This window comes from Streptomyces asiaticus (assembly GCF_018138715.1).
Lineage (GTDB): Bacteria > Actinomycetota > Actinomycetes > Streptomycetales > Streptomycetaceae > Streptomyces > Streptomyces asiaticus.
In genome coordinates this window covers 669425-691421 of sequence record NZ_JAGSHX010000001.1, presented here as the reverse complement: position 1 = coordinate 691421, position 21997 = coordinate 669425, and the positions used below count along the sequence as shown (strand labels likewise).

Below are 21997 nucleotides of genomic sequence, written 5' to 3'. Positions count from 1 at the left end.
TGAGGGGGCCGGGGCCCAGCAATGGGCTCCGGCTACCCGACCAGAACAGCTAGGGCTCGACGAGCGGGCTCAGCGTCCGGTGCGCGATCCTGAGCCCCTGCTTCACCTTCTCAGGGGTGCCGCCCCACACCGGGTCCTCGTGTTCGACGGAGACCGTGCCGGTATAGCCCAGATCGTGGAAGCGGTCGATGACGTGGCGCCAGTCGACCTCCCCCAGACCGGGTACGCGGTAGCGCCACCAGCCCGTCGCCCAGGGGTCGCCACCCTTGTCGACGATGCCGAAAAAGCCGTAGCGGTTGCGCTTTCCCGGGAACAGCTCCACATCCTTGGCCTGGGTGTGGACGATCCGGTCGAGGTACGGCTCGATGGTCTCAAGGGGGTCGATGCCGATCCATGTCAGGTGCGAGGGATCCCAGTTGAGGTAGAAGCCCAGGCCGAACATCCACTCCCACAGCTCGGGCGAGTAGGCGAGGTTCCCGGGGTATCCGTCGGGGTGCCAGCCCTCCATCACACAGTTCTCGATGACGATCTTCACGCCACGCTCGCCCGCGTACTCCACCAGCTCGGGCAGCACCTTCTCGCCCTCGCGCAGGTTCTCCAGCACGCTCAGGCGCGGGTCGCGGCCGACGAACGTACCGACCGAGTCCACGCCGAGGCGAGCCGCTGTGTCGATGGCGTGCTTGAGGTGGGTGCGGATCGACTCGCGGGTCGCCGGGTCCGGGTGCAGGTTGTTCTCGTAGTACGCGAGTGAGCTGATCGTCAGTCCGGTGCGGTCGAGGAGTTCACGGGTGTGCTGCTCGTCGGCGTCCGTGAAGCCGGCGACCGGCAGGTGCGAGGCCTCGAAGTCGCGGCCACCCGTACTCGGCCACACCGCCACCTCAAGGGCCTGGTAGCCCTCTGCCACGGCCCAGTCGGCGATCTCGTCCAGGGGCAGGCCGGGCAGGCAGGCCGTCAGGAATCCCAGCTTCATCGCAGGTGTTCTCCGTGTTCGCCGGTCGGGTCATCGGTGGGTGCGTCGGTGGGTGTTGCATCGTCGACGGGTGTCCATGTGCGCCGCGCCGCCGAGGCCATGACCGCGTCGACCAGGCGGGCCGAGCGCAGCCCGTCCCGTACTGTCGGCAGACCCTCAAGGTGACTGCCGCGGACGGCCGCGTAGGTGTCTTTGACGAAGTTCTCGAAACACTCCGGGTAACCCTGCGGGTGCCCCGCCGGTACGACCGAGAGGCGGGCGGCGTCGGGCGAGTTGACGGACGGGTCGCGCACCAGCGTCTCGGTCCGGTCCGGACGGCCCAGCCACAGGGACTCGGGGAGCTCCTGGTCGAAGACGGCACTGGCGTGCGCCCCGTCGAGCTCGAACCACAGCCGGTTCTTCCGGCCCGCCGACACCTGGGAGACCGTCACCGACACCAGGACCCCCTCGGTCGTACGGCCGACGACCGCGAGGGCGTCCTCCGTCGTGACCGTGACGCGGGCCGCGTCGCAGGGGGCCCCGTTGCCGAACGTCGGGCCGCCCACGCGGGGCCGGTCGGCCACCGTCGTGGTCGTCTCGGCGAGCAGTTCGGCGACCCGGACCCCGGCCACCCATTCGACCAGGTCGAACCAGTGCGACCCGATGTCGGCGAACGCCCGCGAGGCGCCGCCGGCCGCCGGATCCACCCGCCAGCTGGTGCTCTCGGGGGACAGCAGCCAGTCCTGGAGGTATGACCCGTGCAGGAGCTGCCAGGCGCCGAATCCGCCGGCCGCGACACGGGCCCGCAACTCGCGGACCATGGGGTGGTAGCGGTAGACGAACGGCACGGTGACGATCCGGCCCGCCGACTCGGCCGTATCCACGAGGAGTCGGGCATCGGCCGCGGTCGTCGCGACGGGTTTCTCACACACGACGTGCTTGCCGGCCCGCAGGGCGGCGACCGCCTGACCGACGTGCAGGTGGTTCGGGGTGCAGACGTGGACGACGTCGATCGTGTCGTCGCTCAGGACGGCATCGAGGTCCGGGTAGCCGACATCGACCTGCCAGCGCTCGGCCGCCGCGAGGCTGCGCTGGGCCGTGGAGGACAGGACGCCGACGACCTCGGCCCCGCTCGCGCGTGCGCTGCGCAGATGGACGTCGCCGATCATGCCCGCGCCGAGGACGGCGACCCGCAGGCGCGCGGTGCGCCGTGCCCGGCCGGCCGCGATCACCGTCACGGGTACGGGTGCGGACCGGGCAGGGGCACCGTCGGTGGAGGATGCGTGCGGGGAGTGCCCAGTGGGAACCGTCATACCTGGCCCTGCTTTCGATGCGCGCGGCCTGCGCCGACCGCCGGCCGTGTCCGGGCCCCCTCCACAACGGCCCTTCCCGCCCGCAGAGCGGCAACGGGATCAGCCGCCTGGTCCAACTCGACGAGGACGGTGTCGGCGCCAGGCGTACGGGACATCGCCTCGGCCCACGCCCTCCAGTCCACGATGCCGGTGCCCAGTTCGGCCATGTAGGGCTGTTGCTGGGCGAAGACCGTCTCGTCGATGGTGAGTTCGACGTCGATCGGCTTGACGGCGTCCTTCCAGTGCGCGAGCGCGATGCGCTGGGAGTGACGGCGCGCGACGGCGACGGGGTCGCCTCCGCCGAGCGCGATGTGGCAGGCGTCGGGGCACAGCCACACGTAGCGCGGATCGGTCAGGGCCATGAACAGGTCGATGTCCCTCTCGTACCAGAGGGTGCTGTTGGACTCCGTGTGGAAGGCGAGCTTCACGCCGTACTGGGAAACGGCCTCGCCGACCACGTGGGCGATGTCGGCCATCCGGGTCATGTACGCGGCGTCCACGAAGAAGGGCGGAGGCGTCCCGAACGTCGTCCGCATCGGCAGTCCGGCGACGAGCAGTTCCGCCCCCACCTCGGCGAGGAAGGCGGCGCGTCGCTCGGCGTCGGCGACGATCGCGGGCAGGTTGCCGCCCTGCCGCCAGTCGGGGGCGTCGCTGCCGGCGACGAACGCGCTCACCACGGATAGGCCGCGGGCCGCCAGCTCGCTGCGGAAGGAGGCCGCGCTGCCGAAGGCGCGCAGAGCCGAGTCGATGTCGCCTGGTGCGAAGGTCAGCTCCAGGCCGGTGACGCCGGCCTCCGCCAGCGCGTCCATCACTCGTTCCCAGAAGGGGCCGGGATGGTCGCGGGCCCAGTCGCGCAGGGCGTCGGCGGAGTCCAGTCCCCAGAAGTCCGGGTGGTAGAAGGTGATGACGTCGGTCGCGAAACGCGGTGCCGGCGGTGTCAGCGGATCCAGCGGTGTCATGCGGCGCCTCCACGGGCGTTGTAGACGGTGACGCCTTCGGCGTCGACGGCGTCCCGGTAGCCGCGGAACACGGCGAGCGCCTCGTCCCGCAGCACATCCCGTACGACCTTGATGCCGCGTGCCTCGAACTGCTCTGCCCAGTCCGCGCCGAGCGGGCCCTCGTCGAAGGTCGTGATCTCCTCCAGGTCCGGCCCCTCACCCGCGACCACGAGACCACGCACCCCGGACCACATCGTCGCGCCGTAACACTGCACGCACGGACGCCAGTTGACGACCAGCTCGTGCGCCGGCACGCCCTCGCCGCCGAGGTCCCAGCCGCCGGTCGCCGTCTGGGCGAGGCCCAGCGCGACGACCTCGGCGTGCGCGCTGGAGACACCGGAGGCGAGTACGACGTTCACGCCGACCGAGATGATCCGGCCGGTGTCCTGCTCGGCGACGAGTGCCGCGAACGGACCGCCGTTGCCCTCACGCCAGTTGCGGTCGGCGAGGCGGTGCACGAGGCGCATCCGGCCCTCGCGGTCGGGGATGACGGCCGGCACGTCGGCGAGTTCGTCGTCGATCCACGCGGGCAGCGCCACGCGGTATTCCTTCTGGATGTCGATCACGGTTCTGGTTCCCTCTCAGTGGGCGGCGGGCGCGGTGATGCGTTCGGCGACGGCACGCGCGGCCCGTACGGCGGTCACCGCACCGGCCAGCGTGACGTTGGCGGCCATCGCGGTGGGGATCACGCCGTTGCCCGCGAGATACAGGTTGTCGAAGCCCCACACCCGGCCGTCGGGGTCGCACACACTGGTGCCGTCGTCGGCACCGCCCGCCCGGACGGTGCCGGTCTGGTGCAGCGACGAGCCGGGCGGGAGCAGGGCCAGTTCGGTCTCGGGATCGAACGTCCCGAACTCCTCGGCGAGCGACCGGACTTGGTCCCGCCCCCGGCTGATCAGCTCGCGGTCGGCGTCGGAGTAGCCGAACTCGACGGTGAACCGTGGCATCCCGGCGAGGTCGGTGTCCGACTCCGAGAAGACGAGCCGGTTCTCGGGGCGGGACTCGACGGGGGCGTACAGCGACAGGCCCACCGAGTGCGCCAGGGGGCGGCCGGCCTCGTCCACGTACGTGCGGTTCATGATCTGGCCGTGGAACGGCTGCGCCGCTCCGTTCTGCGGCAGCCAGAGCGAGTCCGTGGCGAACTCGCCGGGGAGCGGCAGGGGCAGGGCGTCGAGGCCGATGCCGAACCGGTCGAGGTCGAGCAGCACCCGGGCGCTGATGAACGCGTGCTCGTTGAGGTGACGCCCCAGTGCCGCGGGCCGTATGCCGGACGCGAACAGCAGTTGCGGGGTGCGCAGGGTGTCGGCGCACACCACCACGGTGTCCGCGAGGAGTTCGGACTCGGCGCCGTCGGCCACGCGACGCAGCCGGGCGCCGGCGACCCGGCCGCCCTCGGTGACGAGGGCCGTGGCGAGGGTGCCGGTCAGGAGCGTGAAGGCCGGGTCCCCGCCCGCCGCGATCGCGGGGAAGATCGTGCCCGGAGCCGTGCGCGGCATGGGTCCCGCCGGTGCCGTGGTGACCGCCATCGGCATCGGCTGCGGCCGCCGGTCCTCCGGTACGACGCCGTCGTAGCGTCGGCGCAGCACGTCAAGTACCCGCTCCCCGACCGGTGTTGGGCCGATGGCGGCGGGCGTGACCGCGAGCAGGCGGCACGCGGTGTCCAGATCCGTCGCCCAGCGGTCCGGGTCGCCGAAGTCGAACACCTCGTCCCCGGCGGGCCAGGGCGTCGCGGCGGTCCAGTGCACTCCCATGCCGCCCGCGTTCCACGCGAGCGCGGCAGCCGGCATCGCCTCGGCGCCCTCGCCGAAGGTGAGCGCGTGGAACATGCCGGGTGCCAGGGCGGTGATGCTGTCCGCGACGTCGCGTACCACTTCGGCGCCCGTGTACAGGCCCTGGATGCCGGTGGCGACCCGTTCGTTGTAGCGCTGCCACAAGGCCGGGTCGTCGAGGTCGTGCAGGTGCAGGCCGGGGGCCGCTCCGATCGGCCGACCGCCGTCGACCATGGTGATGTCCAGCGTCGGATCGGTGTCCCGCAGCAGCCGGGCCACGACGGATCCCATGATGCCGCTGCCCACGATGAGAACGCCGGTCCTGCTGGTGCCGGTCATGGTCGGGCTCCTGTCCTGCGAAACGTGGTGTGAGGGGAAAGTACTGGTGGGATGCGCGATCACGCGCTCGGGACGGGCGGGCCGAACAACTCGGTGTCCATGTGGTCGAGCACGAACTTGACGGCGCCGATGAGCGGGCCGTCGGAGCCCAGTACGGTGGCGCGCAGTTCGACGGCGGGGGTACGGGCGCCGCGCATCGCCTCGCGCACCGGAGGCAGCAGCACATCGGCCGCGTCCTCCAGCCCGCCGCCGAGCACGATGAGTGACGGCGCGACCGTCCACGACAGGGTGGTGAGGATCGACGCGATGTTCTCCACGAACTCGTCGACCTCCGCGAGCGCCGCCGTATCGCCGGCCCGAGCCGCGGCGAAGCGGTCGAGCGCGACACGCCGCCGTGCCGGATCCGGTGAGGTCAGCCACGCCACGGGACGGTCCTCGACCGAGCCCGCCGGCAGCGACACCGCCTCGGCGATCTCGCCCGCGGCGCCTTCGAAACCACGGTGTACGTCCCCGCGTATGAGGATGCCGAGACCGGTCCGGTTCCCGAGCATCGCCCATACGACGTTGTCGTGGTCACCGGCCGCACCTCGCCAACGCTCGGCGAGCGCACCGAGATTGGTGTCATTGTCCGCGAACCACGGCACGCCGATGCGCCGCCCGAGTTCCTTGGGCAGGTGCACGCCTTCCCAACGCGTAGTGTGCACCAGACGTCGTACGACGCCGTCGTCGTCGATGGCGCCGCCGCTCGCGATCGCGCCGGCCCGCAGCCGGTCGGCCGACCCGCCCGCGTTGTCGAGCGCCTCCAGCACCAGCGCCGCCGCGTCGTCGAGCGTGGCCTTCGGATCCTGGTAGGCGCGCAGCGGCCGGTGCGCCCGGCCGACGATGCGGCCGCGCACGTCGGCGACGACCGCGGACACGTCCAGGGTGGTGATGCGCACAGCCGCCAACAGCGCGTGATCGGCCCGCAGTTCGTACCGGCGAGCGGGGCGCCCGGCGCAGCCGCTCACCGGAACTCGCTCGAGTTCGCTCACCCAGCCCGCGTCGACGAGTGAGTCCAGGATGAGTTCGATGGTGCGGCGGGACAAGCCGACCCGCTCGGACAACTCGGCCAGCGTCATCGACCCGGCCGACACCGCCAGCGCGCGAAGGATCACCGAGGTGTTGACCCGCCGGACGGCGCTCTGGTTCATCCCGGGCATCAGCACGCCTCCGCCGAGACGGACCCCGTCGCCACCACCGGGTCGAACACACCTGTGGTGTCGGCCGCAGACGTAGCCCCGGGCCTGCCGTACTCGCGAGTGGGGTCGCCGAGCCTCCCGGTCGCCGGCTCCCAGGCCGGCGACCGGCCGTGGACGAACGCGGCCAGGTCGGCGTGCATGGACGTGGCGAGCTCCGCGGGCGGCCGCGTTCCGAGGGCCTCGGCGGTACCGGGCGCGTCGAGTACATCGAAGAAGAACGGGATGTCGGCGCAGTGCACGGCTCCACCGAGTACGGGTGAGGGCCATTCGAAGGAGTACAGCCAGGTGCCGGCGCCGGCGTCGCGACGCGAGGCCGCCGCGCGCGGACAGGCGGCGCGGAGCAGGATGTCCGTCACACGGGTGCCCGCCGCGCGAGCGGCGGCGTTGTGGCTGCCCCGGGCGCCGCCGTCGAACTCGTCGCCCGTCGCGCCGAGCAGCAGCGGTACGCCGTGCCCCTGCACGGCCAGTCCCTCGGCGACGGGCACCGGAAGGACGTCGTCGCCGACGACCGGACCGAGCACGGGCGGGCCGTCATCGCCACGTTCGCTCCGCAGCAGACGGACGCCCTGCGACACGCTTTCCACCGTGAGGCCGCCGAAGCCGTCGCGCGTCGGCGGCACGCCGAGCCGGTCACCGAGCCGCCCGGCGAAGGAGCGCGCGGCGTCCGCGCCCACCTCGAAGAAGCCGCCGGACACACTGACCGCTCGGTGGAAGCGACCACTGCCGAGGGGCGAGGAGAGCAGCGCGAGCACCGCCCCGCCTCCCGCCGACTGGCCGGCGACGGTGACCCGGCCCGGATCACCGCCGAAAGCCGCGATGTTCTCCCGCACCCAGTCGAGCGCGAGCAGCAGGTCGCGCAGCCCGAGATTCGGGGGTACGCCGTCCAGCGGGGCGAACCCGTCGACGCCGAGCCGGTAGCCGGGCGTCACGGTGACGACTCCGTCGCGGGCGAAGGCGCGGCCGTCGTACCACGGACTGGCCGGACTGCCCGCGAGGAAGCCGCCGCCGTGGATCCACACCAGCACCGGGCATGACACACCGTTCGCGGGGGCGACCACACCCAGGTTCAGTACGTCGTCGCCCGGCACCGACGGCTCCGGAATGGTGGTCGTGGCGAACAGCGGCACGCACTGCGAGGTGGCACCGTGCCGGGACGCGTCGTACGGCTGCGTGAACCGGCCGCGTGGCATCGGCGCCGCGAACCGCCGCGCACCCACGGGTGCTTCGGCGAACGGGATGCCGAGGAAACGCCGTACTCCGCCGGTACGGCGGCCGATGATCGTACCCGCGGGAGCCGCCACCACGTCCACCACATCCACCGCGGTCACCGCATTCCCGTTCCGGAGACGCCCTGCACGAAGTAGCGCTGCAGGAACAGGAAGAGGACGAGGACCGGCAGCATCACGACGATCGCGCCGGCGAGCATCAGGCCGTAGTCGGTGACGTGCGCGGCGGCCTGGCTGGTGGCGGCGAGGCCCACCGGCAGCGTGTAGCTGGAGGTGCTCTGGGCGACGATGAGCGGCCAGATGAAGTTGTTCCACGAGTAGAGGAACGACATGATCGTGATCGTCGCGACGGCGGGGCCCGCCAGCGGCAGGAAGATCCGGAAGAAGATCCGGAACTCGCCCGCCCCGTCGATCCGGGCCGCCTCCAGCAGTTCGTCGGGGACCGACAGGGCGTACTGCCGCATGATGAACACGGACAGCGGCAGGGCCATGGAGGGCAGCGCGATACCCGTGAGGGTGTCCGCGAACCCCAGGTCGACGGTGATCACGAACTGAGTCACGAACACCGTGGTGAACGGCACCATCATCGCCGCCATGACCGCGCCGAACGCGATCCGCTTGCCCGCGAAGTCCAGCTTGGCGAGCGCGTAACCCGCGGCCGACGCCGCCACGATGTTGCCTGCGACGACGATGACCGCGACCACGATGCTGTTGACCAGGAACCGGCCGAAGCCCTCGGTCTGGAACAGCCGTACGAAGTTGTCGAGGGTGACGTGCTGCGGAAGCCAGGCGCCGGGGTCGGAGCGGATCTCGTCAAGGCTGCGCAGCGACCCGCTGGTCACCCAGACGAACGGCAGCATCGTGAGCAGCGCGCACAGCACGAGCGCGCCGTACAGCAGGGGACGGGCGACGGACCGGCGGCGCATGTGCGTCCGTTCGCCTGTCATCTCGGCATTCCGCGGAGCGGCGATGGTGGTCATGTGCGAGGCCTCAGCATTCGGAACTGGACGATGCTCACCAACGTCACGAGCAGGAGCATCACGAAGGACGCCGCCGAGGACACGCCGAACTCGCCGACGCCGAACTGGTGGTAGGTGTACAGCGCCACCGACTCGGTGGAACCCAGCGGGCCACCGTCGGTGAGCAGATACGGCTCGTCGAACACCTGGAGGTAGAAGACGGTCAGCAGCACCGACACCATCAGCGTGGTCGGCATCAGCAACGGCAGGGTGATGTGCCTGAGCTGCCGCCACCGGCCGGCCCCGTCGAGGGAGGCGGCCTCGTACACGTCGTGCGGCACCGCCTGCAGACCGGCGAGGAACAGCACCATCGCGATGCCGAAGTTGCGCCAGACACCGAGGGCGATGACCACGGGCATGGCCAGGTGGGTGTCGTCCAGCCAGTTCGGCCCGGCGAAACCGACGGCACCGAGCACCTTGTTGACGGTGCCGTTGGCGTTGAAGGCGTACTGCCAGATCATGGCGACGGCCACGACGTTCGTGACGACCGGTGCGAAGAAGACGGTACGGAAGGTGCCGCGCAGCCGCCGGATGCCGGAGTTGAGCACGAGGGCGAGCGCGAACCCGATCCCCATCGTCAACGGCACACCGACGGCCACGAACAGGACGGTGTTGAGCATGTCCCGCAGGAAGCTCGGGTCCTCCAGCAGCCGGAGGTAGTTCTGGATTCCGGTGAAGTTGACGGCGAGCGGATGCCGCAGGTCCGTGCCGCGCAGATCGGTGAGGCTGAACCCGAGCGCGGCGACGGTGGGTATCGCCGTGTAGAGGAGGAACACCAGGGCGAACGGTGCGAGGAACAGCCAGGCGACAGCCGTCCGCCGGGCGCCCCGGGGCCGACGCGCACCGCGCGGTGTCGTCGGCCCGATGGTGGCGGTCATCCGGGAATCACCCCTTGCCCGTGCCGAGACTTTCGGCGTACGCCTGGACGTTGGCAGCGGCCTTCGCGGCGGTCCCCTTGCCCTTGGCCACGGCTTCCATCTCCTTGCCCAGCCGGGTGGCGACCTGCTGCCAGGTGCCCACCTGCGGGAACGCCCGGGTGTTCTTCAGCTGCGAGAGGAAGGCGTCCAGCAGCGGCTGGCCCGCGATGGCCGGGTTGGCCCAGGCGGAGGCGACGGCCGGCAGCGAGCTGTACGCCTTGTACTGCGCGACCTGGGTGCTCGGCTTGGAGATGTACCGGATGAGCTTCCAGGCCGCGTCCGCGTTGCCGCTGTCGGCGAGCACGCCCCAGCTGCCTCCGGCGGAGAAGGAGACACTGCCCGACGATCCGGCCGGCAGGGGTGCGGTGGCGACGTTGGAGGCCGTCCAGCCGGTCTTCTTCGCGACCGCGTCGAACTGGCCGATGACCCACGGGCCCGTGATCATGCAGGCGGTCTTGCCCGAGACGAAGTACGGCTGCGCGTCGAGGAACGTGGGCCCGCTGGTGTCGGCGATGCCCGAGGTGAAGAACGACGCGTTGTACTTGATCGCGTCGACCATCGCCGGCGTGTCGAGCGTCCACTTTCCGCCGGAGGAGAGCGGCGAGCCGCCCGCCTGCCAGGCGTACATCACGACGTCCTGGCCGTTGAAGACGTCCCAGCCGATGTCCGCCCCGAGCCCGTGCCCGGCGCCGGCGCGCTGCAACGCCTTGAAGAACGGCACCACGTCGTCCCATGTCGTCGGCGCCTTGACACCTGCCTTCTTGGCGAGGTCGGAGCGGTAGACGAGCGCGTAGGTGTAGGCGTACCAGGGCACCGTGTAGGCGACGTTCTTCATCACACCGGCGTCCCACAGGCTCGTGAAGAAGGCGGACGGGTCGACGAGGCCCTTCGGGACGGGCCGCAGGATGGACGGATCGAGGAACTGCGCCTGCGACTCGGGGAAGAACTGGGCGACATCGGGCCCCTTGCCCGCCGCGATAGCCGACTGGAGCTTGGTGTAGTACTCGGCGTTCGGGATCAGCGTGAACTTCACCGTGAGCTTGGGATTGGCGGCCTTGAAGGGCTTGACGACCTTGTCGAGCACGTTGGCATCGCCCTGGGCGGCCCAGACGTTGACGGTTCCCTTGGCCGGGGAGTTGTCGACGGGCTTGGCGGTGGCGGCGGTCGCAGCGTTGTCACTGCCGCGACCGCAGCCTGCCAGGGCGAAGCTGCCGAGGAGAGCTGTGCCGGCGGTCAGCCGTAGGACACCGCGTCTGGAGGGGTGGGACACGCTGGGCTCCTGTCTCATGGGCGCTGAGCACAGTGGGGGATTTCGGGGAAAGTAGCGAATTCGGTCCCAGGGGACGTGATCGGCGTGATGGTGCCTTTACGGCGTATTCAGTCCGGGGGACATGATCGGCGTGATAGTGCCTTTACGGCGTGGCAGCGACCGTAGAGGTGGCGGGTTGCCGTGGCATCGCGGATCGGTCACGGTGAAATTTCGGAACTTGTAGCAAAATCCCAAAGAGCCTCACCCGTACTGGCCACAGCCCTGCACTTGTCGGCAAGCCGCCCGGTCCGGTCCGGTTGCGGCACCCTGCCCGACCCGCGGCATACGACGTCCCTCACGCAAACGGCCCCGGACGAGGAATCCGAGGCCGAGCAGGAGCCCTCCCCGGGGGAGAAACCCCAGGTCAGAGCGGTGACGCGTTGTGCCCCCGGAGGGGTCCGCCTAATTACACAAGTGTTGGGCCTTCTTCTTCTGCGCCATCTACGCAATCAGAACCAGGTTGGGGACGAGTTGCCTGGTTCGCCAGATGACCGGTCCTTGTCGAGCGCACTACGTACCGCGACGAGGACTTGCTGCGCATCCTGCGGAACCAGGTCCGCTTCCTCCTCACCACGGGCGCCCCGTACGACCACCCGTTGGACGCAATGCTCGCCACCGTCGCCCCGGCACGGACGGCAGGACGGCCCGCGAAAGCGCCCAGCACCATGTCGCCCACGGCCTGGCCCACTACCAGGCGGTGGCGGACCAGCTGGCCACCTGAAGCCGCGGCGGCGCGGAGGCGCGGAGGTACCGACGGGCGCATGGTGTATGACCGGCGCACGCAATCCGACCCGGCGCGACGGCGCCCGACGACGGTCCACAGGGGTGGGGCGGGGGAGCATCGTGCGCTCGGCTGTCCGGTTGATGTCGTCCGGTCGGCGATTGTCATCCGTTTGACGCTGTGCATCACTGTGAGCAGGAGAACCGGCGGGGTGCCCTGGGCTTGCGTTCTTCGCCCGGGGCCGGACTTCTCGGCAGATTTGCCCTCGGAGAGGACCCCATCATGTTGCTCTTGGCCGATCCCCAGACCCTGTCGGCGACCGACGCCGTCGCACGGCGAAGCACCCTGCTGCTGACGCCGTCCGTTGCCACCATCCCGGTCGGCGGCTCGCCGTTGGGCGTGACGCTGACCCCGGACGGGGGACGGGCGTACGTCGCGAACCAGTCCTCGGACGACATCAGCGTCATCGACACCGCCACGAACACCGTCACCCTGACCATCGCCGCGCCCGGTGGACCGCGCCTGCTGTCCTTCTCGCCGGACGGCACCCTCGCGTACGTAACCCTGTTCGACACCGGCAGCGTCGGTGTGATCGACACCGCCACCAACGTCCTCACGACAACGATCCCGGTCGGTGCCGGAACTGTCCAGGCCGTGTTCACACCGGACGGCACCCGCGCCTACGTCACGTGCCAGACCGCCGGTGTCGTCGGCGTCATCGACACCGCCACGAACTCGGTCACCACCACCGTCACCGGTCTCAGCCTTCCGACCGGGGCAGCGGTCTCCCCGGACGGCACCCGGGTCTACGTGCCCAACGCCGGCGACGGCACCGTGGCCGTGATCGACACCGGCACCAACACCGTCAGCGCGAGCATCCTCACCGGTGACGTGCCCATCCTCGTCGCCCTCACACCGGACGGCACCCGCGCCTACGTCAGCGTCGCCGGGGAGAACGCAGTCAAGGTGATCGACACCGTGACCAACACGGTGACCGCCGCCATCCCCGTGGGCAACGGCCCTCGTATGGTGGCCATGAGCCCGGACGGGACCGCCGTCTACGTGGCCAATCTCAGCTCCGATACCGTCACGGTGATCGACACCGCCACCAACACCGCCATCGACAGCATCCCGGTGGGAAACAGCCCGATCGGCGTCGCGGTCTCCCCGGACTCGTCCCGCCTGTACGTCACCGACAGCGCCGACAACACCGTCAGCGTGATCGCACTGACCCTGATGCCCGGTCAGGGCACAACCGCGGGCGGGACCACCGTGACCATCCGCGGTCACAACCTGGCATCCGCCACCGCGGTGCACTTCGGCGGCGCCGCGGCCACGATCCTCTCCAACACCGCGACCTCGATCACCGTCAGAACCCCGCCCGGATCGGGCGCGGTCCCGGTGACGGTCACCACCCCCGGTGGTACCGCCGGTTTCGGCACCTTCGTCTACCGCCCCGCCCCGCTGCTGTCCGGCATCAGCACCACCAGCACCCCCTATGGAGGGGCAGGACCCGCGATGGGTCCGGTCAACGGCGGAGGCACCGCGGTCATCACCGGAGTCAACCTCTCGGGCGCCATGGCCGTGCGCTTCGGCTCCCGTCAGGCCGTCATCCAGTCCGTCACCGACACCGCGATCACCGTCACGGTCCCCAGCGCCTCCGCCCCCGGCCCCGTACCGGTCACCGTCGTCACACCCGGCGGAACCGCAGGCGGTCTCACCTTCACCTACGTAGCCGGACCCACCGTGTCCGGTGCGGTCCCCACCACCGGACGCACCGCCGGAGGCACCGAAGTCACCCTCACGGGCACCGGCCTGGCCACCACGGACCAGGTCACCTTCGACGGCGTCGTCGCTCCCTTCACCGTCGTCTCCGACACCACGGTCACCGCCATCGCCCCGCCCCACCCCGCCGCCGACAACATCACCATCACGGTCACCACCCTCGGCGGCACCACCTCCTGGAGCGGCTTCAGCTACCAGGACCCCACCATCTGACGTGTCCGAAGGCCGCTCTCCACGGCCGATCCCGTCCGCGCCGGCCCCGAAGCGACTCCATGCCGTCGGCTCGGGCGGGCCGTCATCGCTGCCTCCTGACGGGGACGTCGCGGGCCAGGGAGGTCTGCTCGAACGGGTCGCGCTGCTTCGGGAAGCTCGCGGCGCATTCGCCCGGGCAGGCGTAGACGACGCCACCACCGGCACTCGCGCCGTACCCGATCGCGACGACGACCGGCCTGCCCGTCGGCCGCTGACAGCGAGCGCAGATCTGGATCGTCACCGGCCCACCGCCTGGCGAACGTGCAGTAGATGCGCTCCCTGAGTCCGCACTTTGCTCACCACCCCCCATGACGAGACGAGGAAGGCGCGATGACGACGATCTCTGTGACCGGGCACATGGACCTCACTGATGAGTCGGTGCCGCTGGTGCGAGCCGAGTTGGACAAGGTCCTCGCTGCCTACGAGCCCTCCGGGCTGGTCGGTGTGTCGTGCATCGCGAAGGGCAGTGACAGCCTGTTCGCCGAGGCGGTCCTGACGGTCGGCGGGCGCCTGGTCGGGGTGATCCCTTCGCAGGACTACCGGCAGGCGAAGGTGAAGCCCGGCCACGCCGAAACCTTCGACCGGCTCGTGGACGCTGTGGACGAGGTGCTGGTGATGCCGCACGAAACAGCGAACCGGCAGGCGTACGAAGCGGCGCATGCCGTGCTGATGGAACGGGCAGCTGACCGTCTCGTCGCGGTGTGGAACGGGCAGCCGCCCACGGGCCAAGGCGGCGGAACGGCGGAACGTGGTGCAGCAGGCACGTGAGGCGAGCATCCCCGTGGATATCGTCTGGCCGGACGGGGCATCCCGCCACGCATGACGAAAACCCCTCGCCCGGCCGAAGGCCAGACGAGGGGGCATACGTATCAGTGGCGGCGCCGATCCGGGGCCAGAGCGGCTGGTCAATGCACGATGATGATCCTGCATGACCAGCTTGGGCGAGTACCGGGCCGTGCCCGCTGTAGCTACGAATTCGCAAGCGGGCGTTGACCGTGCCGGCACGGTGGCACAGTACTCCTCATGCAGATATCGAGATACAGATACGTTGCCGCGGGCCTCTTCCTGGGCGCCGCCCTGACCCTGACCGCTTGCGGTCAGCAGGGCACCGGCCCGACGGTGGCCGGCTCCGCCCCGAGCCTCGGCGCCACCCTCTCCCCCTCGCCCACCCACTCCCCCGTCGGCCCCGCACGGGGCAATGTGGAGCCCGACTCCCACGACGGAGCCCCGCACTACCGCGAGAACAACGGCTTCAAGATCCCCAAGGACATGTCCCCCGCCAGCGAGGAGATCGCCCGCAAAGAAGCCGCTCGCATCGAGCCCGTCCTTAAGCGGCTTTGGACAGCCAAGGTGTGGGATGCCAAGAGTGTGCGCGCGGCGCTGCTCAAGCTCGGCTACCGAAACGAGGGCCAGGACAGCGAGCAGGGGCGCGGAACGCTCTTCGTGCGAGCCCACGCCCCCGACAGCAACCCAGGTGCCAGCGTCGCCCTCAACGTCCGTCACGACGCCTGTGTGACCGCGTTCGTGCAGACGACCAACTACCAGGTCACGGTCAACGGCCGGTTCCTGGAGACCGGGTGCTTCGAGCCACGCGGCGGCCACTGAGCGCCGAGGTTCCCCGGGATTCCCCGATCGCCGAGTGCCATCAGTGGCTGCGCTGCACGCTCAGGCATCGTGGCGAGACCACCCAGATGGCCCAGGCCAGAGACTCCAACAGGTCAGCCCCTGTCGCCGGACCTCCGGCCCTACGGCTCGTGGCTGCTTTCATGACTACGTACGTAGCCACACGCCCCGTTTGAACCGGTGCGGACCGGCGTCCGGCCAAGCCCCGATTCGACGAAAAGGACCCTCTGAACAGCATATTCGCTGACCAGGGGCCCTCAGCGGCGGACGAGTCGGCCTGTACGCCGGGTTCCGTCTCTCCTGTTACCTCATGGGGGTGCGCCTAGCACACGTGCATGGAGAGTCGTCCCTCCGCCCCGACCCATCCATCGCGTGAGGGGCTACCCACGGCGGTACACCCAATCGCGGGTGGGCACCAGGTAGAGCGAACTGACCTGCTCGTGGGCGATGAGGTCGAGCATTTCCTCGGCGTCGAACCTCGTCTGGGGAACCCAGGTGCCCGCGGCGACAACGGTGGCGATGAGTGTGCGCAGTCCCATGGTGTGGAACAGCGGGATCACGCCGAGCGTCGTGTCGAAAAGCGACTGTCCGCTCTGTAGCAGGTGGGCGACCGAGGCGTGGTACTCGGCGCCATGTGTGCGCGGCATACCCTTGGGCCGGCCCGTGGTCCCCGAGGTGTACAGCATGACGCTGATGTCCCGCTCGGACACCCGGACGTCGAGCGGTCCGTCCGGCTGGTCGCGCGCCAGGCGCTCGATGGTCGCCTCGGCCGGGTCTCCCGAGCGGATCCACGGAACCGCCTCGACGGAGGCGAGCGCCTCCTGCGCGAGAGCCGAGGTGGATTCGTCGGCGATCACCAGCGCCGGCTCCGCGTCGGATACGCAGTAGGCGAGTTCCGAGGGGCCGAAGCGGAAGGACAGGGGTACGGAGACCGCTCCCAGCTTCTGCGCCGCGACGCCCGTCCCGCCCGCGCTTCCGGGCATGCCCGCACACCAGAAACCGCCACGCCCGGCGGGCGTGGCGGCGGGGTACTGTGCGCCGGTGTTACGGGGCCGTCGGCCGCCTCTTCATGGACGAGAACTCACCGCGCTCGACGCGCTCCTGGACACCGCGCCAGAACTCGCGAGCGGCGTATTCCATGCCCAGGCCGAGTTCGAGGGTGACCATACGGCTGGAGACCTCTTCGATCCCGCCGTAACGTCGCTGCATCTCCTCGTACTCCGCGATGCGCCGCTCGTGCTGCTCGATCTGGTCCCGGGCGAGGCGCGCCACGTCGTCCGGTTCCGCCAACTCGTTGAAGAAGAGCTTGATCTCCGCGATGTCGCGCAGTTCGAAGTGCTCCTTGACCGGCTCTGCCAGCCAGGCCCGCAGCGCGGCGTCGCCCGCCTCGGTGATCGTGTAGATCTTGCGCCGCCGCCCGGTGTCCTCCTCGTGCACGTCCAGAAGCCCGGCCCCCTGAAGCCTTTTGGGCTCCGCGTACAGCTGAGCGTGCGGAAAGTTCCAGAAGTAGCCCACCGACCGGCCGATCGCGCGCTTGAGGTCGTAGAGGGTGGACGGGCCACGCATGGCGATCATCCCGAGAACCACGTACGACGTCGTCGAGAGCCGGAATGCTGACATGGTCCGAAGCGTACCGTGGCACCCAGGACCCTTGTGCTTCGGCGTGGGGAAGCGGCAGTTCACCGCCAAAGCCCCGCCATGTTCGCCCGGCACCGCCGCCTTCGAAAGGCAGGCGGGTACCGGCATGGCGGGGCGACAGGGGGCGGGCGGTGCGCGGTGTGGGGGCGGCACGAGCGCGTCCCGCCGCCGGTTCAGCTGCCGGGCGTGAGCTCGAGGGTGTCGAGCACTCCGTACACCCCGAGGAAGGCGATCGCCACACTGCTCAGGACGAGGGCGGCGGTCAGCCAGGGGTTGGCGCGGAAGCGGGGCGGGACACCGGTGTAGCGCAGGCGCCAGACCGCGACCACGACCGCGAGCAGGAAGATGCCACCGCCGATGCCGCCGATCTGCACCATCAGGACCGGCGACTGCACCCACAGGAAGATGCACATCCACACCGGAGGCAGACAGCAGGTGAGGATGCGGATGGTGCGCGCGCGGATGCGCATGTCGTGCCAGTCGACCACGCCGAGCAGCCCGAGGGTGTTGGTCCACAGGCGGGGAACGCTGGCCGACGAGGCGACGGTGACCGAGAAGAGGACGGCGATCGCACCGGCCAGGAACAGGTACTCCGCCCAGGGGCCGAGCGTGTCGGTGTAGATGTGCGACAGCGTGGTGATCATCTCGTTGCCCTCGGGCACCAGGCCCTGCGGATGGAGCACCGAGGCACCGATCACGTAGAAGGACAGGGTGCAGATGGTGCACACGACCCAGGAGACGGCCACGTCGAGCCGCATGACCTTGAGCCAGCCCTCGGCCCGCCGGGCGCGCTGCTCGCTGCCGTCGTCGGGGCCGGTCCAGCGGGCGTAGCCCTTCTCCAGACACCAGTAGGTGTACGTCGTCATCTCGTCGGCGCCGACGCCGGTGATGCCGAACATGGCGAGCGCGATGCCGACCGTGCCCGCGGGAATCTGGAAGCTCAGCCCGTCGGCGAACTGCTCGGGGCCGTATCCGAAGGCGGTGAACGGCAGGGCGAGGGCCAGGCCGAAGGTGATGATGGTCTTGAGGGTGATGCCGACGACCTCGACCCGCTCGACCACGGGGTACTTGCCCGTCTGGAGGATGAGGATGGCGGCGCCGGTCACGATGATCGCCCAGATCGTCAGCGACGATGTGCTCAGCGACCCGCCGTGGATCGGCAGCAGGATCGAGCAGGCGGCCGCGGTGCCGCCGATGATGCCGCCGCGCTGGAACATCTTGGCGAAGTCCATGCCGATCCAGAGCCAGTTGATCCAGCTCAGCCGGCCGATCCGGGGGCCGACGTCGCGGAACCCGTCGAGCGCGGGGCGGCCGTTGAGGATCGTCCAGCGGGCCAGCTCCATCTGCACCCACACCTTGACCGCGGTCGAGACGATCACCAGCCACAGCAGGGCGAACCCGGCCTTCGCACCGAGCGAGGTGGTGGTGATCAGCTCACCGGAGCCGACGACGGCGGCGGACAGCACGAGCCCGGGGCCGAGATGGCGCAGTCGGCCGCGGAAGGTCTCGGGGGCCGAGCGGGCGTCTTCGGCGCGCAGCGCGTACGGGTCGGCCTGCGCGGGTGGCGGCGCCGCCGTGGCGCCGTCGGTCGTGGTGGACATAGCGGGTCCTTAGAGGATCTTCCGGCGCCGTCGCCGGTATCCGGAATGGGGACAGGGGCGGTGTGGGGGCGTGTCGTGGTGCCGTGTGCCGTGGTGTCTCAACGCACCGGGTGGCGCGGCTCCCCACCCGCCAGTACGCGGACGACGTCCTCGGCCACCATCGCGCCCATGGCCTGGTTGGCCTCCGGGGTGCAGGCGGCCATGTGGGAGGTGAGCACGGTGCGCGGGGCCTCGCGCAGCGGGTGGTCGGCGGGCAGCGGCTCGGTGCCGAACGCGTCGAGGGCCGCGGCCCCGATGTGCCCGGAGCCGAGCAGGTCGGCGAGCGCGCGTTCGTCGACGAGGCCGCCGCGCGCGGCGTTGACCAGGATCGCGCCCGGCTTCATCGCCGCCAGGCGGGCGCGGTCGAGCAGCGGGGTGCCGGACGGGTCGGGCGGAGTGTGCAGGCTGACGGCGTCGGCGCGCTCCAGCAGGGCGTCGAGCGCGGCCGGTTCGGCGCCGTGCGCGCGGACGTCGGCCTCGGGGACGTACGGGTCGTGGGCGAGCAGCTCCATCCCGAAGGCGCGCGCGTAGCCGGCCAGCAGGCGGCCGATGCGGCCGAAGCCGACGATGCCCAGCGTCTTGCCGTGCAGCTCGGGGCCGAACAGCTTCGGCCAGCCGCCCGCCGCCACCGCGGTGTGCGAGGCGGTCAGCGAGCGGGCCGCGGACAGCAGCAGGCCGAAGGTGTACTCCGCCACCGCACGCGAGTTGCTGCCCGGCGCGCACACCACCGGGATCGCGCGCGCGTGCGCGGCGGCCACGTCGATGGTGTCGACGCCGACACCGTGCTTGGCGATCACCTTGAGGCGGGGCGCGGCGTCCATCACCTCGGCGGTGATCGGGTCCATGCCGACGATCAGCGCATCCGCTTCGGCCGCGTGCGACAGGAGTTCGGCGGTGGGCAGCGCGGTGTCCTCGCGGGGGCGCAGGGGACCCGCTCCGGCCTCCTCCAGGATCTGCCAGGGCCGCGCCGAATGCCGGGCGAAGGTGGGTGTCGTGATGAGTGTGGTCGGCATCAGCGGGCCTCGCCGCGCGCCGCCCGGAGGTGGGACGTCGCGATCTGCTGGAGGTGCACGACGTCGGACGCCACCGTCGCGAACGTGAAGCCCTCGGCGAGGCGACGGGCGGCGCTCTCGCCGTCGGCGTTGTGAATGCCGGCCGCGATGCCCACCGCCTCGGCCGCCATGCGGACGCGGACGAGGGCCTGCTCGAACTCCTCCTGTACGGCGGGGTCGGTGGACGTCGCGCCGCCGATGGCCAGGCGCAGATCGGACGGGCCGATGTAGACGCCGTCCAGGCCGGGGGTCCGGCAGATCTCCTCGACGTTGGCCAGTCCGTCGGCGGTCTCGATCATCGCGAGGACGGCGGTCTGGTCGTGCGCGTCGGCCGGGTTCGGGCCGATGCGGAGCTGGGCGCGCATCGGGCCGTACGAGCGGCGGCCCAGCGGCGGGTAGCGGACGGCGGCCACGGCGTCGGCGGCGTCCTGAGCGTTGTCGATCATCGGGACGATCACGGCGCTCGCCCCCGCGTCGAGCGCCTTGCCGATGTAGGTGAGGTCATTGGCCTCGACGCGCACCACGCCGACGGCGGTGCTGCCCTTGGTGTCGGTGGCGAGGAGGTTGTGCAGCATGCCCTGGTAGCCGAAGAGGCCGTGCTGGGCGTCGAAGGCCAGATAGTCGTAGCCGACGCGGGCGAGGCGCTCGGCGGCGATCGGCGAGTCGAGCAGGGACCAGTAGCCGATGAGCTGCTCGCGATTGCGCAGTGCGGCGATGAACTGGGCGGAGGTGCGGCCGGTGGCCATGGGTGTCTCCCTTGCGACGTTGCGAGGTGGGCGGCGGGGTCAGCGGTTGTAGGCGGGCATCGGGCCGCGCAGCCGGGCGCCGACCTCGTCGCAGGCGGTCAGGACGTCCGCGGGCAGCGGGCCCGCGGACGCGGCGGCGATGTTGGCCTTCAGGTGTTCGGCCTTGGAGCCGCCGAGCAGCAGCGCGTCGGTGGAGGGCCGGGACAGCAGCCAGCGCAGGGCCAGGTCGGTCAGCGGCAGCCCCGCCTCGGAGGCGATGCGGGCGAGGTCGGTGACGGCCTGGAACACCTCCTCGTTCCAGTACCGCTCGCGGTACATCGCGGCCACCTTGGAGTCGCCGAAGCGCCCGCCCTCCGGAACCTGATCGAAGCGGTGGCGGCCGGTGAGCAGGCCGCCGCCGAGCGGGTTGTAGACCACCGTGCGCAGTCCGGTACTGGCGGCGAATTCCACGTACTCCTCCTCGATGCGGCGCGCGAGGAGGTTGTGGAGCTGCTGGGCGACGACCGGACGAGGTGCGCCGACCTCGTCGGCCACCCGGTTCAGCTCGGCGATCTGCCAGGCGGCGAAGTTGGAGACGCCGAGGGCGAGGACCTTGCCCGCCCGTACGAACTCGGCGACGGTCGCCAGGGTCGCGGAGAGCGGTGTCCGGCGGTCCGGCTGGTGCAGATAGAACAGGTCGACGTGGTCGGTGCCCAGACGCTTGAGGCTCCCGTCGAGCGCGGCGCGCAGCCCCTCGGGGGAGAGCGGCGCGTGCTCGCCCTGGTCGGGGTGCGGGATACCGGCCTTGGTGGCGAGGACCACCCGGTCGCGGCGGCCGGGCAGCAGCTCGGCGAGGATGCGCTCGCTCTCGCCGCCCGCGTAGCCGTTGGCGGTGTCCACGCCGGTGATGCCCGCGTCGAGCGCGGCGTCCACCATCGCGGCGGCCGTCGCGCGGTCGGCGGTGTCGCCGAAGGTCATCGTCCCGAGGACGAGAGGGGACAACGGGACGGGCACATGCGGGAGTGCGAGGCCGACGGTCACGGGCGGGTTCCTTCCGAGGCGGGTGGTGCGTGGTGCGGGTGGTGCCGATGGTGCGTGGTGCGGGGGTGGTGCGTGGTGCGGAGGTGGTGCGTGGTGCCGATGGTGCGTGGTGCGAGTGAGGCGGGTGGCGCGGTCGTGCTCATAGGCGATCACATGCGTGATGTGCGCATCGCGCGCATGGCACCATGCGGCTCCGTGGCCCCGACCGGTCGCCGCGGCGGTTTCGGGCGACACACCGCGCGGCGGCCGAGTGTGGTGCGATGCGATCCGCTGGGTCAGCCGGTCCGCGTCGCGCCCACGACGGCGACACGGTCCATGGGTGATGGCCGTCGGCGCCATGGGAACGCTCGCACGGTTGCGTAAATCACGCAAGATGTATCGCGCAGTTCACGCAGCCTATGCCA

19 protein-coding genes and 1 pseudogene are annotated in these 21997 nt (G+C 70.7%); 3 read left to right on the top strand and 17 right to left on the bottom strand.

What is annotated here, in order from left to right; all coding sequences use genetic code 11:
* Nucleotides 1-49: 49 nt before the first annotated feature.
* Genes KHP12_RS02625 through KHP12_RS02580 form a run of 10 tightly spaced genes read right to left on the bottom strand, consistent with a single transcriptional unit; the run spans nt 50 to nt 11077 of the window.
* The gene (locus KHP12_RS02625) at nt 50-970 is read right to left on the bottom strand and encodes a sugar phosphate isomerase/epimerase family protein (protein WP_086882059.1); all 921 of its coding nucleotides are present in this window, start codon (nt 968-970) and stop codon (nt 50-52) included.
* A complete protein-coding gene (locus tag KHP12_RS02620) occupies nt 967-2262 on the bottom strand; it encodes a Gfo/Idh/MocA family protein (protein WP_211831338.1) in 1296 nt (431 codons plus the stop codon). Before KHP12_RS02620 ends, KHP12_RS02625 begins: the two co-directional genes overlap by 4 nt.
* Entirely contained in the window at nt 2259-3260 is a 1002-nt protein-coding gene (locus KHP12_RS02615) for a sugar phosphate isomerase/epimerase family protein (protein ID WP_086882060.1), read from the bottom strand. The genes KHP12_RS02620 and KHP12_RS02615 overlap by 4 nt, the downstream gene beginning before the upstream one ends.
* Entirely contained in the window at nt 3257-3865 is a 609-nt protein-coding gene (locus tag KHP12_RS02610; RefSeq protein ID WP_067275668.1) for a nucleoside deaminase, read from the bottom strand. The genes KHP12_RS02615 and KHP12_RS02610 overlap by 4 nt, the downstream gene beginning before the upstream one ends.
* A gap of 15 nt (nt 3866-3880) precedes the next feature.
* Nucleotides 3881-5407 (bottom strand): GMC oxidoreductase, encoded by a 1527-nt coding sequence (locus KHP12_RS02605; protein WP_086882061.1) that lies wholly within the window; start codon nt 5405-5407, stop codon nt 3881-3883.
* A 59-nt stretch (nt 5408-5466) separates the two neighbouring features.
* The gene (locus KHP12_RS02600) at nt 5467-6597 is read right to left on the bottom strand and encodes an ROK family transcriptional regulator (RefSeq protein WP_208653011.1); all 1131 of its coding nucleotides are present in this window, start codon (nt 6595-6597) and stop codon (nt 5467-5469) included.
* An 8-nt stretch (nt 6598-6605) separates the two neighbouring features.
* Nucleotides 6606-7973 carry a carboxylesterase family protein gene (locus KHP12_RS02595; RefSeq protein ID WP_244202825.1) on the bottom strand — a complete coding sequence of 456 codons (1368 nt, stop codon included), beginning with the start codon at nt 7971-7973 and terminating at the stop codon, nt 6606-6608.
* Nucleotides 7970-8818 carry a carbohydrate ABC transporter permease gene (locus KHP12_RS02590; RefSeq protein ID WP_244202826.1) on the bottom strand — a complete coding sequence of 283 codons (849 nt, stop codon included), beginning with the start codon at nt 8816-8818 and terminating at the stop codon, nt 7970-7972. Before KHP12_RS02590 ends, KHP12_RS02595 begins: the two co-directional genes overlap by 4 nt.
* A gap of 29 nt (nt 8819-8847) precedes the next feature.
* Nucleotides 8848-9768 (bottom strand): carbohydrate ABC transporter permease, encoded by a 921-nt coding sequence (locus tag KHP12_RS02585; protein WP_086882064.1) that lies wholly within the window; start codon nt 9766-9768, stop codon nt 8848-8850.
* A gap of 7 nt (nt 9769-9775) precedes the next feature.
* Nucleotides 9776-11077, bottom strand: a complete 1302-nt coding sequence (locus KHP12_RS02580; protein WP_086882065.1) for an extracellular solute-binding protein — start codon at nt 11075-11077, stop codon at nt 9776-9778.
* Between the two features lie 1042 nt (nt 11078-12119).
* Here KHP12_RS02580 and KHP12_RS02575 point away from each other — a divergent pair.
* Nucleotides 12120-13835 (top strand): IPT/TIG domain-containing protein, encoded by a 1716-nt coding sequence (locus tag KHP12_RS02575; RefSeq protein WP_086882066.1) that lies wholly within the window; start codon nt 12120-12122, stop codon nt 13833-13835.
* Between the two features lie 82 nt (nt 13836-13917).
* Here KHP12_RS02575 and KHP12_RS02570 read toward each other — a convergent pair whose 3' ends face one another.
* The gene (locus KHP12_RS02570; RefSeq protein WP_086882067.1) at nt 13918-14115 is read right to left on the bottom strand and encodes a hypothetical protein; all 198 of its coding nucleotides are present in this window, start codon (nt 14113-14115) and stop codon (nt 13918-13920) included.
* An 89-nt stretch (nt 14116-14204) separates the two neighbouring features.
* On the opposite strand from KHP12_RS02570, the pseudogene KHP12_RS02565 reads away from it, so the two are divergent.
* Both KHP12_RS02565 and KHP12_RS02560 read left to right on the top strand, forming a co-directional pair.
* Nucleotides 14205-14697: pseudogene (locus KHP12_RS02565) on the top strand (hypothetical protein).
* A 200-nt stretch (nt 14698-14897) separates the two neighbouring features.
* Entirely contained in the window at nt 14898-15479 is a 582-nt protein-coding gene (locus KHP12_RS02560; protein WP_244202827.1) for a hypothetical protein, read from the top strand.
* 398 nt (nt 15480-15877) lie between these two features.
* Here the strand turns inward: KHP12_RS02560 and KHP12_RS02555 are convergent, their stop codons facing one another.
* The 6 genes from KHP12_RS02555 to KHP12_RS02530 form a co-directional block, all read right to left on the bottom strand.
* Entirely contained in the window at nt 15878-16480 is a 603-nt protein-coding gene (locus tag KHP12_RS02555) for an AMP-binding protein (protein ID WP_244202828.1), read from the bottom strand.
* 61 nt (nt 16481-16541) lie between these two features.
* On the bottom strand, nt 16542-17117 hold the full coding sequence (locus KHP12_RS02550) for a PadR family transcriptional regulator (protein ID WP_211831337.1): 576 nt from the start codon (nt 17115-17117) through the stop codon (nt 16542-16544).
* A gap of 191 nt (nt 17118-17308) precedes the next feature.
* Nucleotides 17309-18736, bottom strand: coding sequence for an Nramp family divalent metal transporter (locus KHP12_RS02545; RefSeq protein ID WP_211831336.1), 1428 nt, complete (start codon nt 18734-18736; stop codon nt 17309-17311).
* A gap of 98 nt (nt 18737-18834) precedes the next feature.
* The gene (locus KHP12_RS02540; protein WP_211831335.1) at nt 18835-19788 is read right to left on the bottom strand and encodes a phosphoglycerate dehydrogenase; all 954 of its coding nucleotides are present in this window, start codon (nt 19786-19788) and stop codon (nt 18835-18837) included.
* Nucleotides 19788-20573: an HpcH/HpaI aldolase family protein gene (locus tag KHP12_RS02535; protein WP_086886155.1), complete on the bottom strand. Its 786-nt coding sequence runs from the start codon at nt 20571-20573 to the stop codon at nt 19788-19790. Before KHP12_RS02535 ends, KHP12_RS02540 begins: the two co-directional genes overlap by 1 nt.
* 39 nt (nt 20574-20612) lie before the next feature.
* On the bottom strand, nt 20613-21593 hold the full coding sequence (locus KHP12_RS02530) for an aldo/keto reductase (RefSeq protein ID WP_037961253.1): 981 nt from the start codon (nt 21591-21593) through the stop codon (nt 20613-20615).
* Nucleotides 21594-21997: the final 404 nt, after the last annotated feature.